The organism is Cyclobacterium sp. SYSU L10401 (assembly GCF_010993705.1).
GTDB lineage: Bacteria > Bacteroidota > Bacteroidia > Cytophagales > Cyclobacteriaceae > Cyclobacterium.
In genome coordinates, this window is sequence record NZ_WOFO01000004.1 from 280115 (window position 1) to 294751 (window position 14637).

The 14637-nt window shown below is 45.7% G+C and carries 15 protein-coding genes; 5 read left to right on the plus strand and 10 right to left on the minus strand.

What is annotated here, in order from left to right; translation table 11 throughout:
* Window positions 1-127: 127 nt before the first annotated feature.
* Both GL182_RS11800 and scpA read right to left on the minus strand, forming a co-directional pair.
* Window positions 128-2002 carry a TIGR00341 family protein gene (locus GL182_RS11800; RefSeq protein WP_163379886.1) on the minus strand — a complete coding sequence of 625 codons (1875 nt, stop codon included), beginning with the start codon at window positions 2000-2002 and terminating at the stop codon, window positions 128-130.
* A 9-nt stretch (window positions 2003-2011) separates the two neighbouring features.
* A complete protein-coding gene (scpA, locus tag GL182_RS11805) occupies window positions 2012-5134 on the minus strand; it encodes a methylmalonyl-CoA mutase (RefSeq protein ID WP_205603640.1) in 3123 nt (1040 codons plus the stop codon).
* Between the two features lie 286 nt (window positions 5135-5420).
* On the opposite strand from scpA, the gene dnaA reads away from it, so the two are divergent.
* On the plus strand, window positions 5421-6845 hold the full coding sequence (dnaA, locus tag GL182_RS11810; protein ID WP_163379887.1) for a chromosomal replication initiator protein DnaA: 1425 nt from the start codon (window positions 5421-5423) through the stop codon (window positions 6843-6845).
* Between the two features lie 28 nt (window positions 6846-6873).
* Here dnaA and GL182_RS24275 read toward each other — a convergent pair whose 3' ends face one another.
* The 4 genes from GL182_RS24275 to GL182_RS11830 form a co-directional block, all read right to left on the minus strand.
* Window positions 6874-7134, minus strand: coding sequence for a DUF3368 domain-containing protein (locus tag GL182_RS24275; RefSeq protein ID WP_240469795.1), 261 nt, complete (start codon window positions 7132-7134; stop codon window positions 6874-6876).
* Window positions 7135-7306: 172 nt separating this feature from the next.
* Complete coding sequence (locus GL182_RS11820) at window positions 7307-7549, minus strand: UPF0175 family protein (RefSeq protein WP_163379888.1); 243 nt, start codon at window positions 7547-7549, stop codon at window positions 7307-7309.
* A gap of 231 nt (window positions 7550-7780) precedes the next feature.
* Window positions 7781-8770, minus strand: a complete 990-nt coding sequence (meaB, locus tag GL182_RS11825) for a methylmalonyl Co-A mutase-associated GTPase MeaB (protein ID WP_240469796.1) — start codon at window positions 8768-8770, stop codon at window positions 7781-7783.
* A gap of 3 nt (window positions 8771-8773) precedes the next feature.
* Entirely contained in the window at window positions 8774-9181 is a 408-nt protein-coding gene (locus GL182_RS11830; protein ID WP_163379889.1) for a hypothetical protein, read from the minus strand.
* Window positions 9182-9230: 49 nt separating this feature from the next.
* Between GL182_RS11830 and GL182_RS11835 the strand changes: the two genes are divergently transcribed.
* Genes GL182_RS11835 through GL182_RS11845 form a run of 3 tightly spaced genes read left to right on the plus strand, consistent with a single transcriptional unit; the run spans window position 9231 to window position 10927 of the window.
* A complete protein-coding gene (locus tag GL182_RS11835; protein ID WP_163379890.1) occupies window positions 9231-9767 on the plus strand; it encodes a CopD family protein in 537 nt (178 codons plus the stop codon).
* Window positions 9768-9801: 34 nt separating this feature from the next.
* On the plus strand, window positions 9802-10479 hold the full coding sequence (locus GL182_RS11840) for an SCO family protein (protein WP_163379891.1): 678 nt from the start codon (window positions 9802-9804) through the stop codon (window positions 10477-10479).
* A 10-nt stretch (window positions 10480-10489) separates the two neighbouring features.
* Window positions 10490-10927 carry a c-type cytochrome gene (locus tag GL182_RS11845; protein ID WP_240469797.1) on the plus strand — a complete coding sequence of 146 codons (438 nt, stop codon included), beginning with the start codon at window positions 10490-10492 and terminating at the stop codon, window positions 10925-10927.
* On the opposite strand, the gene GL182_RS11850 is transcribed toward GL182_RS11845, so the two are convergent.
* On the minus strand, window positions 10907-11329 hold the full coding sequence (locus tag GL182_RS11850; RefSeq protein ID WP_163379893.1) for a hypothetical protein: 423 nt from the start codon (window positions 11327-11329) through the stop codon (window positions 10907-10909). The genes GL182_RS11845 and GL182_RS11850 overlap by 21 nt on opposite strands.
* Window positions 11330-11486: 157 nt before the next feature.
* Between GL182_RS11850 and GL182_RS11855 the strand changes: the two genes are divergently transcribed.
* Complete coding sequence (locus tag GL182_RS11855) at window positions 11487-12323, plus strand: aminotransferase class IV (protein WP_163379894.1); 837 nt, start codon at window positions 11487-11489, stop codon at window positions 12321-12323.
* Window positions 12324-12334: 11 nt separating this feature from the next.
* On the opposite strand, the gene GL182_RS11860 is transcribed toward GL182_RS11855, so the two are convergent.
* From GL182_RS11860 to GL182_RS11870, 3 genes are read right to left on the minus strand one after another with little or no spacing between them, the layout of a single operon-like run.
* The gene (locus GL182_RS11860; protein ID WP_163379895.1) at window positions 12335-12766 is read right to left on the minus strand and encodes a hypothetical protein; all 432 of its coding nucleotides are present in this window, start codon (window positions 12764-12766) and stop codon (window positions 12335-12337) included.
* An 8-nt stretch (window positions 12767-12774) separates the two neighbouring features.
* Entirely contained in the window at window positions 12775-14001 is a 1227-nt protein-coding gene (locus GL182_RS11865) for an ABC transporter permease (RefSeq protein ID WP_163379896.1), read from the minus strand.
* A complete protein-coding gene (locus GL182_RS11870) occupies window positions 13998-14636 on the minus strand; it encodes an ABC transporter ATP-binding protein (RefSeq protein WP_163379897.1) in 639 nt (212 codons plus the stop codon). Before GL182_RS11870 ends, GL182_RS11865 begins: the two co-directional genes overlap by 4 nt.
* Between the last annotated feature and the right edge of the window lies 1 nt (window position 14637).

Genomic DNA, 14637 nt, shown 5'->3' on the forward strand with positions numbered 1-14637 from the left:
ATTCAACCTATTAATAAACCCGTCTTCCTTTGGTATTGTTTTAACTGCGTCGGCTGGTGCTGCTACCTTCCGAAAGGATTCTTTCCCCTTATCATCCATCAAGGATAGCCTGAATCCAGGTACCTGGTCAAAAAACCTTCACCCCTATGGTTACTTCCAATTCCACTTCTTCCCCCAATATTTCCTCAATTTCATTTTTTATGGACTTTAACCTGGTTTCATCCAGGTTGCCCTCGGTAACAATTTTCACGGCCAGCCTGACCGGGTTGATTCCACGGACCGTGATATCCCGCAAAACGGTACCCTCTATCTGATAGCCATCCAGTTTGGAGATCACATCTTTCTCCCGGACCATATCCATAAACCCAAAAAACAGGGGTAAACTGACAACCCCCACTACTATGAGGGAGTAGGCGATCCCCTTTCTGGCCAGACGGAAAGGACTGAATCCCAAAAACAGAAAGGTCAAGGCAGCCGCCATGACCATACCTGCCAGGTTGGTCAGCAACAAGAGCAGGGCTCCCTGGAAAATGCTCCAATCCATCCAACCCAGGCCGATGCCAGAAACGGCCAAAGGTGGTACCAGGGCAACCGCAATGGCTACTCCAGCCAGGGTTTTGGCTATTTCCTCCTTGGCACTGGCATATGCCCCTGCGATGCCTGAACCCACCGCTATGCCCAAATCCAATAAATTGGGCCTCACCCTGGCCATGATTTCCTCGTTGGAAATATTCAGGGGAGTAAGCCAGGTAATCAGCATGGCGCAAAGATAACCCAACAGCATGCCCCAGCCTATGGATTTGGCACTGTTAAGGATCAGGTTCTTGTCCTGGCGCAATACACCCATAGAAAGGGAAATAATGGGAGCCATCAGGGGGGCAAGTATCATCGCTCCAATGATGACGGGGGATGAGTTGCCAAAAAGTCCCAGGGTAGCAATAAAGGTAGACAGTAACATCAAAACCAGGTAGCTGTTGCTGGTCCGGGCACTGGCGCGCAGGCTGGAAAACAGTTCTTTGAACTCTTCAGTGGAAGCATGGTGGATAAGGGGAAGTTTCCTCTTCAGCAATTCATCCCTCACCTCTCCCCTTGGCAATACCTTTACTTTAAAAACATCCTCCTGAGAAACCTTTCCCTCCATGTCCAGGTGCTTGCCTGGCAACATTTTCAGTGCTTTAGGGCTCACCTTTAGTTCCAGCTTCTTTGCGCTCAATAATATACCGTCCTGCGCATATTCTATGGCATCATCACTGCATATGGATAGCACCGAGGTTTTGATATGGGCGGCAAAGGGGGGCAGACCTGACCTTCCCTTTTTACGGAAAAAACTATCCAATCCAAACCACAGCAAACCCGAAATACTCTTGGGAGCCAGAATCATGGCATGCATCTTCCCATCGTTGATATAAGAATCCTTCAATACCTTTCTACTGAGGAGGTTACTTTTGCCATGTTGCACGATCACCATGCCGATAGCCGCCGTATCCAGCTTTTCCTTTTCCGAGGCTTCCAGTATGTACCTGTGGGATTTTGCAATCCAGAACAACTTAAAAAAATAACCCATCTTTTTCCAGAACCGCTCCCATCCATTTTTTGCCACAGAACCGCTCATCAGACTCAGGGACTCACCTATGATTACCGTATTGAAAACAGGTCTGCCATTTAGGGTAAGCAGGTCTATGTTTCGGGTTTCTTCTGCCTCCAGCACCCGCTCCAGACAGTCGTCCAGGTCATTGTCTATGCCAAAACCCTGCCTCCCGTGAACCAGTCCGGGATGAGGGAGCAGGGCAATGCGCCATTCATGCTCCAAAGCAATAGGAAACAGTTCCTTCAGCTGTTCATCCGAGAGATAGGTAACCACAAAGTCATCTTTCCCAAGCTCCACCGTCAATTCGGTTTTGAACGGTAGCTTGAGTTTTAAATCTGCCCCCAATTTGGGGATGATGGTTTCCGCTACCAGCGCTTCTGCTTCGGGATCATACAATAAGATTATACTTTTCATGCTCAGTGCTTATTTTATTAAAGCAGCCAAAAGTTTGATAGCCGCTTCGGCCAAAGGTGTTCCCGGTCCAAAAATGGCTAAAACCCCTTTTTTGTAAAGAAAATCATGGTCCTGGTCAGGAATTACTCCCCCGGCCACTACCGCTATGTCAGCCCTGCCTTCCGCCTTTAAAGCATTGATCAAAGCGGGCAACAGGCTTTTGTGTCCCCCTGCCAGGGAGGACACGCCCACTACATGTACATCATTTTCCATGGCTTGACGAGCCACCTCTTCAGGAGTCTGAAATAGCGGCCCCACATCCACATCAAATCCCAGATCTGCAAAGCCACTGGCGATGATCCGGGCTCCCCTGTCATGCCCGTCCTGCCCGATTTTGGCCACCAGAATTCTGGGTCTCCTACCCTCTAGCCGGGCAAATTCATCTGACTTTAACAGGGCTTCCTTTACTTTGGAATTATCTTTCATGCCTTTTAAATACGTTCCGCTCACTGTTTTGTGCACTGCCTTGTAGCGCCCATAGACTTTTTCCATTGCCTGGGAAATTTCTCCCAATGTAGCCCTTTCTCTGGCAGCCTCCACAGCCAGCTCCAATAGGTTTCCGCTGTTTTTTTCAGCCGCTTCAGAAATGGCCAGGAGGCATTGGGTAACCGCCGACTGGTTCCTGCCGGCTTTAATCGCTTGAATTTTTGCCACCTGACTGGCCCTTACCTGGTCATTGTCCACTTCCAATATTTCAAAATCATAAGGCTGCCTTTCACCTTGCTGCCGGTTGAGTCCAATGATAATTTCTTCCCCGCTGTCAATTCTGGCTTGTTTCCGGGCTGCAGCTGCTTCTATCCTCAACTTAGGAATTCCTTTTTCAAGCGCAGCTACCATGCCTCCATGACTGTCAATTTCTTCCAGATGGGCTTTGGCCTGCTCCACCAGGGCATGGGTCAGGGATTCCAGTTTACCTGATCCACCCATGGCATCAACCACCTGGCTCAGGTCGGTTTCCTGTTGCAGGTAGAGTTGGGTATCACGGGCCGTTTTGGCCGAGGCAGGGGTCGGCAAGGCAATGGCCTCGTCAAAGGCATTGGTATGCAGGGATTGGGTATGGCCCAGAACAGCGGATATGGCTTCAATGGTAGTTCTGCAAATGTTATGGTAGGGGTACTGCTGGGTCAGCGACCAACCCGAGGTCTGGCAATGAGCCCTCAACATCAGGGATTTTGGATTTTTGGGCTGAAACTGTTGCATGAACTCTGCCCAGAGCAACCTGCCTGCCCTGAGTTTGGCGATTTCTTCCCAATGATTCATGCCAATGGCCCAAAAAAAGGAAAGCCGCGGAGCAAATTCATCCACAGCCAATCCCAGCTCCAAACCTTTTCTGACATAGGCCAGGCCGTCTGCCAAGGTGTAGGCCAACTCCAGATCTGCTGTGGCACCAGCCTCATGCATGTGATAACCTGATATAGAAATGGAATTGAACCGGGGCATGCATTTAGAAAGGTACACAAAAATATCCCCAACTATCCGCATGGATGGCTCAGGAGGGTAGATATAGGTATTCCTCACCATAAACTCCTTGAGGATATCATTTTGAATGGTTCCGGTAAGGTCCTCAAGTGCTACTCCCTGTTCCTCAGCGGTAACCACAAAAAATGCCAGAATGGGAATGACGGCACCGTTCATGGTCATGGAAACTGAAACCTGATCCAAAGGAATGCCATCGAAAAGGCGCTTCATGTCTGCTACAGTGGAAATGGCCACCCCGGCTTTACCCACATCTCCCACTACCCGGGGATGATCTGCATCGTATCCCCTGTGGGTCGGAAGGTCAAAGGCTACCGAAAGGCCTTTTTGTCCGGCCTGCAGGTTTTTTTTGTAGAAAGCATTGGACTCCCCGGCCGTAGAGAATCCGGCGTACTGCCGAATGGTCCATGGCCGTTTGAGGTACATGCTCGCATAGGGTCCCCGGAGATAGGGTGGCTCCCCAGCCCCGAAACCTGTATGAGGAAAATCGCGTGATTTTTCCGTAGATCTGTGCCCCTTCTGAGGAATCTGCTGTATTTCCGGAAACAAGGTGCGGATTTTGCCATCGGTGGCAGCCATTATTCCTGCCTTTAATTTTTCCAGAAAATAGCTTCCCTGCCAGCTCCCCCCGGGATCCTGCAACTGAGCTTCCTCCTTCAAAATAAGGCCAATATTAAAAGCCGTTTGCAGCACCTGTTTGCTGGCAGGCTGTCCCAATTCGCTAAAAGGTTTTATCCACAAGGCCCTTACAGGAACCAGCATGGCAGCCCAGGACCGGGCCGTTTGCTGAATATAGGACGCCCTGGCGGAGTTTTTGTCTGTTGCTACTATAGCCATTACCGGCAGCTTACAGGGGAGGGAATCCGGAAACAGGGATTGATAAAGGCGGGAAAAACAACTTATGGCCGCACTGATTCTGGCTATTTCATTTAAGAGTCTGTCACCAACCGGTGTCACCCAAGCGATGTTTTCCATAATTGTCCTGGCCATTTCTCCTTCAAGAGGAGCCTTCAAGCCATCCAGCCAATTCCTGCAATGATGAAAAAGGGTGCCATTATCCGCTTTTCCTGTCTGATCCATAAAGCCTAAAACCTGAAATTGAGGATAGTCATCAGCCATTTCCAGGTAGGCCAATCTTCTATTTGGATCGGTAAAGTATTTGTCCCCACCGTCTAAAATCACCCCTCCCTTAAGAAAACCAGGATCAACTCCCTGCTCCCGGTACCAGGCCAGAAATCGTTGCAACAGGGGCAGGGGATCTCCTGTAGGGAGCAACCAAAAATGGATGGCATCCGGAATGACTTTATCCAGTCTGATGGTAAGGTCTTCTTTTCCATCAAGTACCAATACCAACCCCTCTGCGCCAAGGGCAAAAGCCTGATGAATGGTTTCTGCGGCCTGAGCATCATCTGCATTTTCTACGGCCATCAGGCAAAGGCTTGTTTCAAATTCAGAGCTCCTCTCCTGCCCTTCATCCGACAATTCTTCAGGAGTATAGTAGGGGTCAAAACTTGTGCCATCGGAAAGTCGGTACCTGATACCCTCAGGAGACAAGCCTTCCTTTTCGAGGGTGGATTTCCAGTTGGCTTTATTGGTTTTGGGGAAGGAATATACCATAACATTAAAAATACAAATCAGGATACCTGATTTCAGGGCCTTTTCCAAAAATAAACCTAAATCACTTCCCAAACAAAACCGTTCATCCAGGCATAGGTGTAAAACAAAGGACTTATTTCACTTTTCAAATATATAAAAAATAAAAACCGCCTGAACAAACTGCTTTCCCATAAAGTAAAAAAGTCAAGTAAATTGGCATTTTTTATTTAAGATATTTTTCCACAATTTTGTTTCCCCCTGTTAAGGAGTATTCAAGTTTTTTCTACTTTCGATTAAATGAAATTCAATGAATTCAGAAGCAACGGCTATATGGACTGAATGTTTGCGGGTAATCGAAAAACACGTCAACGAACAGAGTTTTTCTACCTGGTTTAAGCCCATTTCACCTGCCAGAATAGAAGGTTCCGTCCTTACCATTCAGGTTCCCAGCCAGTTTTTCTATGAATGGTTGGAGGACAATTATGTAGATGTACTGAAACTGGCCATCAAAACCGTGATCGGTGCCAATGGCCGGCTTGAATATGCCGTGGTCGTGGATAAGGGCAATTCCCAAAACCAACCCTACATGGTCAGCTATCCACAGGGAGTGAGCAGTCCAGCTGGGAAAAAGAAAAAAGAAGTGCTGGCGGCTGCCAACAGCCCTTTTGACCTGTCCAGCCTGGATGAGGAAACCACGCTGCAATCCAACCTGAGTTCAAATTATACTTTCAGTTCTTTTATAGAGGGCGATTGCAACCGACTTGCCAGATCTGCAGGCTTTGCGGTAGCCAATAAGCCCGGGATCACTTCTTTCAATCCGCTGATGGTATATGGTGGTGTAGGACTGGGCAAGACCCACCTGGTGCAGGCCATAGGCAATGAAATCAAAAACGGTCCCGAAGATAAATTTGTCCTGTATGTATCATCTGAGAAATTCGTCAACCAATTTATGGATGGCATCAAGGATGGTAATATCAAATCCTTCACCAATTTCTACATGCAGGTGGATGTGTTGATCATTGATGACATACAGTTTCTGGCAGGTAAGGGCAGGACACAGGAAATGTTTTTCCATATTTTTAACCACCTGCACCAGAACAAGAAGCAAATCATCATGACCTCTGATTGTGCACCCAAGGATTTAATGGGACTGGAAGAAAGATTACTTTCCCGCTTTAAATGGGGGCTGACTGCAGATTTACAAATGCCGGATTTTGAAACCCGGATTGCCATTATCAGGAAAAAAATGCAGTCGGAAGGCATCACCATCCCCAATAATGTAATTGAATACCTGGCTTACACGGTGGACACCAATGTGCGTGAGCTGGAGGGAGTGATGATCTCCCTGATCGCCCATGCCTCCCTGAATCGGGTGGAAATAAGCCTTGACCTGGCCAAGACCATCATGAAAAACATTGTCAAAGACATAGAAACAGAGGTCAGCATTGAATACATCCAAAAATCCTGTTCCGAGTATTATGGCATCAAGGTGGAAGAACTCAAGGCCAAAACCAGAAAAAAAGAAATCGTTATTGCCCGGCAGGTGGCCATGTATTTCAGCAAGGAGTTTACCAACCACTCCCTGAAATCCATTGGTTATCATTTTGGAGGAAGGGATCACAGCACCGTGATACACGCCGTGCAATCAGTCAATGACCTGATGGAAACAGACACCAACTTCAGGAATGCCATTCAGGAACAAAAGAAGCAATTCAAAATCAGGTCGTACTGATGATTTTTCAAAAAATAAACTAACCAGTTTAACCTTCTTCCGCAAGCTCCAGAACCTTTTCAATTAAAGCTTCACTCAGCCGAAAATTAGTTTTCTGTATCTTTTCAATTATTGGTTTGATCAAGGGGACTAGTCTTTTTTTCTTCGCTAGTATAAGTATTCCCAACGAACCGGTAATCGATATCCCTAATTCTTTAGCAACTTTTCGTCCTTTCCCTTCATCTATAATAAGTAAAGCATTATCAAATGATGCCGCTAAACCAATGGAAGAAGCTTCCCCGGGATCCAAAAACTCCTTCAGACCAATTTAAAGATCAGGGGAAGGATACTTTATCAGAATCCAATCCGGAAGTCGTTTTTTAAATTCAGCAGCTACGGTATTCGTAATGAGAATCTGACCAAAAATCCTATTTAGTAAACTCAGTTCACCCAACTTATCTAAAAGTATTAAACAACTTGCGTCAGAGACTATGGTTTGCTGCATGCTTTAAATCCTCATCTAAGTCGCTCGGGGGATAATTGAAAAAAGACACACCATAATTTCCCAACATCTCCATAAAAGTTTCTTTTGGGTAGCCCGCAAGTCCTGCTGCCTGCCCCAAGGACAATTTCCCTATCTCATATAGTTTCGCTGCAAAAACCGTTTTTACCTCCTGATCATTAAGATCAACTGAATCAGGAAATGCTATTGTTATGGTCCTCATGATAATAAAGATACTTTTTTTGTTACTACGCTAAAACCCTCCGGAAAGTTTTTGTCAAATAAGGCATGAATGCCCCTCACTATTTAAACCCGAAAATGCAACAGTAATATTTTTTTTTAGAGCAATCCAATTTTCCATCGCCAGCATCTTTAAAAGATTTCATGATAGTCAAGGCATGACCATTGCCAACCCAAAGGAAAAAAGTAATATATGAAAATCAGGTCGCACTGATCATTTTTCAAAAAATAAACGAACCAAGTCTTCTGCCAGCCGGATAGGGTTACTTTTTTCCTGATTCAGATCTTTCATTGCGCTTTGCTTTGCCTTTTCCACAGCTTTGTCTTCATTGAATTTTTTCTGCAGCAAAAAAGCAATGTGATCTTCCAGCCATTGGTGTTGCTGGGTTATTCTTGTTTGTTCAAAATGGCCATTCTCCTTCAATTTAAAAACCAGGCTCTCCAAGCTTTCCAGCAAATCATCCATACCCTTTCCATTGAGCGAAGAACAGGTTTTGACAGCAGGCTCCCATCCTCTTTCGGTTGGATGGATCAGGTGTAGTACAGTTTGAAGGGTTTGTTTCATTTTATCAGCTTCAGCAGTATTGGTACCATCTGCCTTATTGATAACAAAGATATCTGCCCATTCCATGATGCCCCTTTTAATTCCCTGTAGCTCATCCCCGGCACCGGTGATCAGGAGCAGCAGAAAAACATCTACCATTTGCTTTACCGCTGTTTCTGATTGACCCACACCTACCGTTTCAACCAGAATCCTGTCAAACCCGGCAGCTTCACACAAAAGCATGGTCTCCCTTGTTTTGGCACTTATGCCCCCCAGGCTGGGGCCTGCAGGAGAAGGACGGACATAGGCATTGGGATGGTGGCTCAGCGTCTCCATTCTGGTCTTATCGGCCAAAATACTCCCTTTGGTTTTACTACTGCTGGGGTCTACTGTAAGTACTGCGGGATGATGCCCTTTGGCAATCAACAGTCCTCCAAAGCTATTGATAAAGGTGCTTTTTCCTACTCCCGGAATGCCCGAAACTCCAATTCTGAGTGCTTTTCCGGTATAGGGCAGGAGGCATTGAATAAGCTCATTGGCCAAGGTCCGATCGCTCTCCAATTCACTTTCTACCAGACTGATACCCCTGCTGAGCACAGACCTGTTCCCCTCACGTATCCCTTCTACATATTGTCTCACTGAGAATCTTTTTGCCAGCATGCCTTAAGGTTTGTCAAAGGGAAACTGCTGAAAACTAACCTGCCCCATGGCTGATTTTTCATATTTTGCCAGGCATGCACTTCTGTATCTGGCATCAAAATGAGGAGGTTCCGGGGAAAGGCGGATATCCTCCAGCTCCTGATCGAAGAAAAAGACCCGGGTATTCCCGTATTTGGTATGGGGCATAAAATCTCCGTACGCACGCATGTCCTCCCAAAGCCTTTCACCCGTATAAACGGCAAAGACCCGGACTACAGGACCGGTATTATTTTCATTTCTAAATTTCGCTAGCTCCCGGTAATCACCTTTAAGGTCTGCCACACCCGGCTGGCTGAGGCTGTCATACACCATTACCAGCACCAATATACCCACTACAGTCGCTATCAGGTAAAACCAATAATTTGTTTTCATTTTATTATTATACCATGTGAAACCCTTAATTTAGCCCAAAATATTGACAATGGCATTCGAATACATCAAAGCACTGCACATAATTTTCGTAGTTACCTGGTTTGCAGGCTTGTTTTACATTGTGCGACTTTTTATTTACCAGACAGAGGCACTGGAGCGCCCTGAACCGGAAAAGGCCATCCTTAAACCACAACTCGATCTGATGGCAAACCGGTTATGGAACATCATCACCTGGCCCTCAGCCGTCTTGACCCTGATTTTTGGCACATGGGTTTTGCTGTACCGCCCTGCTTACCTTCAACTGCCATTTATGCATGCCAAACTGGGGTTTGTGGCTTTGCTCTATGCCTACCATATCCGGTGTCATTTCCTATATAAAGCACTTCAAAAAGGACAGGCCAAATGGAGCAGTTCAAAACTCCGCTTGTGGAATGAAGGGGCTACCTTACTCCTCTTTGCCATTGTATTCCTGATCGTACTGAAAAGCCTGCTCAACATGTTTTGGGGAATGCTTGGATTGGTCCTACTGGCAGTCAGCCTGATGCTGGCCACCAAATGGTACAAAAAAGTCCGGGAAGGGAACTAATGCCGCCCCCCAGGTGTACTAACTTTAAAAAAAAATGAAAACTTCTCGCCTGCTTATGGGGTCCCTTTTGGTGGCCCTGATATGGGTTTCCGTTTCTTGCCAACCCAATCATTCTTCCGGTGAAAAACTGCCCATATTGGGCAACAGACATGTGGAAGAAACTACCGTGAATGGAGAGCTTAAGGCAGATACTGTTTACCATAAGATAGCCGATTTTCAATTTGTCAATCAGGAAGGTGATACGGTGACCCATAGGGATGTAGCCGGCAAGATTTATGTAGCCGACTTTTTTTTCACTTCATGCCCTACCATTTGTCCTGTGATGAAAAAAGAAATGCTCAGGGTTTATGAGGAATTTAAAGACCAGCCCAATTTCAAAATACTCAGCCATACCATTGATCCGGAATACGACACTGTGGCCCTGTTAAAAGACTATGCTGCCAGACTAGGGATAGAAAATGCCGATACCTGGAATTTTCTAACCGGTGATCAGGAAAAAATATTTGAAATCGGTCAAACGTCCTATTTGACTACTGCCATGTCCGATAAAAATGAACCTGGCGGTTTTCTGCACAGCGGGGCCTTTCTTTTGATCGATACCCAAGGCAGAATCAGAGGTGTATACGATGGAACAAAAGCCACACAAGTAAACCAACTGATAAAGGACATCCCCAAGTTACTGAATGAAAGCGATGAGATCAGTATGCGCTAAGTGCTTGCTTATGGCAGTACTTTTGGCCGGATATGCCTGTAATGATCGGAAGCAAACCCAAAATGCAGGCATCAATGAGATCGAAGACCTGAAAACCAAACAGTACGCCATTCAGGGGCAGCAGCTTTACCTGCAATATTGCAGCAACTGTCATCAGGAAGATGGTAGCGGTCTGGCAAGGCTTATTCCCCCTTTAAAAGGAGCAGATTACATGCTGACAGATGTCGGCCGTACCATCCGCTTGATCAAGCATGGGATTAAGGGTGAAATCCTGGTAAATGGTATCACCTATAATCAACCCATGCCAGGAAACCAGCACCTTACCTCCATAGAAATCGCCCAAATAAGTACCTACATTTATAATGTATGGGGAAATCAGAAAGGTCTGATTGGAACAGAACAAGTCAACGATGCATTGAAAAATACCTCAGGCCCCGACTTGCAATAGGGAATCGGCTGTACTCAGCGCAGTAAGTATATCGGCTTTTACTTTTTCCACCATTTGAAGTTGCTCCTGCAAATATGCCCTGGTTTCTTCCTCAGTCATGTCATCATATTCGCTTTCAAATTGCCTCATCCAAACAAACATATTGTCATAGGCTGATTCGCAGGACTGGGCTGCTTTGTTCAATTCCTCCCTATATGAGGATTCATCTGCTTCATTCTCCAGCGCATTGGCTTTTTCAACCAACTTTGACTGCTGGCTTTTTAGATTACCGATTTCAGGCATTACTTCGTCGTGGATGGCGATTACCTGCTCTTTTAACACCTCATTTTCATCATTTTCGGTTCCACAGGAAAATAAAAGGCTAATAAATAGCATCGATAGCACAAAAGGTATTAATTTCATGTCTAATGTTAAAATTGGGTTTGGGTGATAATATAAGTCTAAATCAGTGGTAAATTTGAATAAAATAAACCTCATAAAAAAATAAAAACTAATATAATTTCATTGTAAAGGTAATATTATATCAATAAAGTTAAAGTAAATATAATCAGGATAATAAATGAAGCCATATTGTTTTGCCAATGACACCATCACAGACAGCAAAGAGGCCAGCCTACATCCCCTGGATATCGGATTGATCCGCGGCTATGCCATATTCGATTTTTTCAGGACGGTGGGCACTCATCCCCTATTCCTGGAAGATTACCTGAAAAGGTTCACGCTTTCGGCAGAGAAAGCCGGACTTCCACTGGATTACAGCAGGGATGAATTGAGGGACATCATCTACCAGCTTATAGAAAAAAACGACCACAAAGACGGTGGCATACGGATGGTTTTGACAGGAGGAATATCTGCCAACCATTTTCTCCCAGCTCGTGGACAGCTTTTTATCTTTTGTGAGCCTCTGATGCTGCCTTCACAGGAGAAGTACAAAAATGGGGTAAAACTGCTGAGTGTAGACTACGTCCGACCCCTGCCGGCCATCAAAACTACCAACTATACCTATCCCTGCTGGCTTAGCCTGGATTGGAAATCCCAGGGGGCTGAGGATGTGGTTTACCACCACGATGGCAGGGTTTCCGAAAGCTCAAGAAGCAATATTTTTCTCGTAAAACAGGGGCAAATTTATACCCCTCAGCGGGATATTTTATGGGGCATTACCCGTAAGAAAGTCATGGAACTGGCCGGTAATATAAGCCTCTCTGATTTCAGTCTGGAAGACTTATTGAATGCGGATGAAGTTTTCATCAGTTCCACCACCAAAAGAATCCTTCCCATAACCCGGATTGATGAGGTACAAGTAGGCCATGGAAAACCAGGTCCACACACCAGGAAACTTATGACTGACTTCCTGACCATGGAAATCGAAAATGCAGGGGCTGTAAAGAGGAATTAATCCTTCTAAAATCAGGGAGAGACCAGCATGGCATCCTTTAGGATATACATCAACTTTTCAGGATCCTTGGCATTGAGTTCCAGTTTGCCCTTTACCTGTACTTTTTTTGAGGTGTATTTGATGGGATCTTTGAGCATGACCTCCATGACCGTTTCTGGTCCGCCTGAGCCGCAGAAAAAGCACTCCGCCAATGGCAGAGAGGAAAGAATAATGTGCTCTGGCTTAAACATCCCTTCAAATGGAATGATATAACCTTCTGCAGTAATTTCTTCCCCCTGCAATTTTTTGATTTTTTCGTCGAAAACGGGCAGGTATAATTCACCGAATTCATCTTCTCCAATTTCATAAGTTACATTGGATAGATCCTTCCATACGCTGCCCTGTTGGGCCATGGCAGTAAAGGAAAAAAAGGCAAACAGAACGATCAAATATCTCTTTATCATCTTTTTTTTTATTTTGTTAGTTGGTTTGCAATGTCGGTGCGGTAAGCATTCCAGGCCGGTATAAGTGAGGCAAGTATCCCTACCCCAAGCGCATAAGCCAAAATCCACCATTCCTGAGTCAGGAACACCCCAGCACTTAGTCCGGATAAGGCACCTTGCTCATTAGTCATAACCAAAATATAAAGGAAAAAGTGTCCGATCAGCAGTCCTGTTACTGCCCCAAGAAACGTAAGCAAGACACCCTCCAAAATGATCAATACAAAGAGCTGTTCCCTGGAAGCTCCAATGGCCCGCATTACTGCCAAATCATATTTTCTTTCTTTGAGGGAATTGTAAAGCGCAATAAATATGCCTAAACCAGCAATGAGTACAATAATCAGGGCTAAACCCTGCACCAGAGAAATACCAACGCCCAATAATTCAAAAAGCCTTGAGATCTCGAAAGATGGAGAAGCTGCCTGCAAGGCACTTCTGCTGTTTACCAGACGGGGCAATTGAACGGCGGCAATCGGATTTCTGTATTGAACCAGTAGTGTGGTCAGTTCTCGCTCCTCATCAGCTACTACCTCCGGAAAACCGGTTTTGGCTACTTCTTCCTCCATTTTACCATGATCATGCTCCTCATCGTGGGCATACCATACCGATTCTATGCTGGTCAGGATCAATTGGTCGACTATCTTATCGGAAGGGGCCAAAATACCCACCACTCTGTAGGGGTGTTCATCGTGTTCGTGGCTGGCAGCTTCTATGCCATGAGATCCTACAAAGACATCTCCCACTTCAAATCCTGATTTTTGCGCTACCCGACTGCCCAATACCACGTCAAAAGCTTTGTTCCAGGCCTCCCCGGCAGCAAAGGTAACCTCGTACAGGTCTAAATAATCATGGTTGGTACCCACTATTCGAAAGCCCTGGTAGTTATCCCCCAAGCCGAGAGGAATGGTATTTTTGATCAACCTGTTTCTGGAAATGCCCCTGGCCTCATCCAAAGGAATGTTACCTGTTGGGAAATCAATGTGATAGACAGAAGAAAGCACCAGTTGCAGGGGACTACCCTTGGCCCCAATCACGAGGTCTATTCCGGCTGCATCCCTGTTCATTTTGTTTTCGAATTGATCCTGAATCAGAATCAGCACAGTAATGATGGATAAGCCCAAAGCCAATAGCAGGATGTTCAAGGTCGTATTCCAGGGTTTGGCCAGCAGGTATTTCCAGCTAAGCTTCAACATACTCATAGGTCCTTCCGCTTTAGTGTTATGCTCTGGTTAATTTCGCTTTTGATGCGCTGATCGTGGGTGACAATGAGCAAGGCAGCCCCAAGCTTTGCGGCCTGGGATTTTAACAATTGGACAACAATCCTGGCATTCTCATCATCCAAACTGGCTGTAGGCTCGTCTGCCAGAATAATTTTAGGTTCGTTGACCAGGGCGCGGGCGATGGAAACGCGCTGCGCTTCTCCTTCACTCAGGGTATTGATTTTGGCATGTTTTTTATCCATGATTCCCAGCTCTTTCAGGTAGTGGTCTACCTTATCATTTGCCTCACTTTTACTAAAAAAATGTGGTAGTGCGATATTTTCGGCAACGGATAGTGGAGCCAGGATATGAGGTTTTTGAAAAACGATACCAATGTTTTTACCTCTGAATTTATCCAGTTTTTGCCCTTTCAGGGAATACAATGACAGGCCATCCACCAGGATTTCTCCCTTTCTGGGAGCAAGTAGTCCACCCAGTATATTCAAAAGTGTCGTTTTCCCACTGCCTGACTTACCTAAAACCAACAAGGCCTCACCTCCCCTTATTTCCAAATCCGGAATTTCGAAGGCCGGAATCCCTTCATAGGAAAATTGAATAGACTTGGTGGCAATCATT

Bases quoted from the DNA above. Each gene is read 5' to 3' on its own strand.
- GL182_RS11820 (WP_163379888.1), bottom strand. From the start codon at position 7,549: ATGAGGACCATAACAATAGCATTTCCTGATTCAGTTGATCTTAATGAT.
- GL182_RS11845 (WP_240469797.1), top strand. From the start codon at position 10,490: ATGGCAGTACTTTTGGCCGGATATGCCTGTAATGATCGGAAGCAAACC.
- GL182_RS11855 (WP_163379894.1), top strand. From the start codon at position 11,487: ATGAAGCCATATTGTTTTGCCAATGACACCATCACAGACAGCAAAGAG.
- GL182_RS11865 (WP_163379896.1), bottom strand. From the start codon at position 14,001: ATGAGTATGTTGAAGCTTAGCTGGAAATACCTGCTGGCCAAACCCTGG.
- meaB (WP_240469796.1), bottom strand. From the start codon at position 8,770: ATGCTGGCAAAAAGATTCTCAGTGAGACAATATGTAGAAGGGATACGT.
- dnaA (WP_163379887.1), top strand. From the start codon at position 5,421: ATGAATTCAGAAGCAACGGCTATATGGACTGAATGTTTGCGGGTAATC.
- GL182_RS11860 (WP_163379895.1), bottom strand. From the start codon at position 12,766: ATGATAAAGAGATATTTGATCGTTCTGTTTGCCTTTTTTTCCTTTACT.
- GL182_RS11800 (WP_163379886.1), bottom strand. From the start codon at position 2,002: ATGAAAAGTATAATCTTATTGTATGATCCCGAAGCAGAAGCGCTGGTA.
- GL182_RS11840 (WP_163379891.1), top strand. From the start codon at position 9,802: ATGAAAACTTCTCGCCTGCTTATGGGGTCCCTTTTGGTGGCCCTGATA.
- GL182_RS11870 (WP_163379897.1), bottom strand. From the start codon at position 14,636: ATGATTGCCACCAAGTCTATTCAATTTTCCTATGAAGGGATTCCGGCC.
- GL182_RS11850 (WP_163379893.1), bottom strand. From the start codon at position 11,329: ATGAAATTAATACCTTTTGTGCTATCGATGCTATTTATTAGCCTTTTA.
- GL182_RS11830 (WP_163379889.1), bottom strand. From the start codon at position 9,181: ATGAAAACAAATTATTGGTTTTACCTGATAGCGACTGTAGTGGGTATA.
- scpA (WP_205603640.1), bottom strand. From the start codon at position 5,134: ATGGTATATTCCTTCCCCAAAACCAATAAAGCCAACTGGAAATCCACC.
- GL182_RS11835 (WP_163379890.1), top strand. From the start codon at position 9,231: ATGGCATTCGAATACATCAAAGCACTGCACATAATTTTCGTAGTTACC.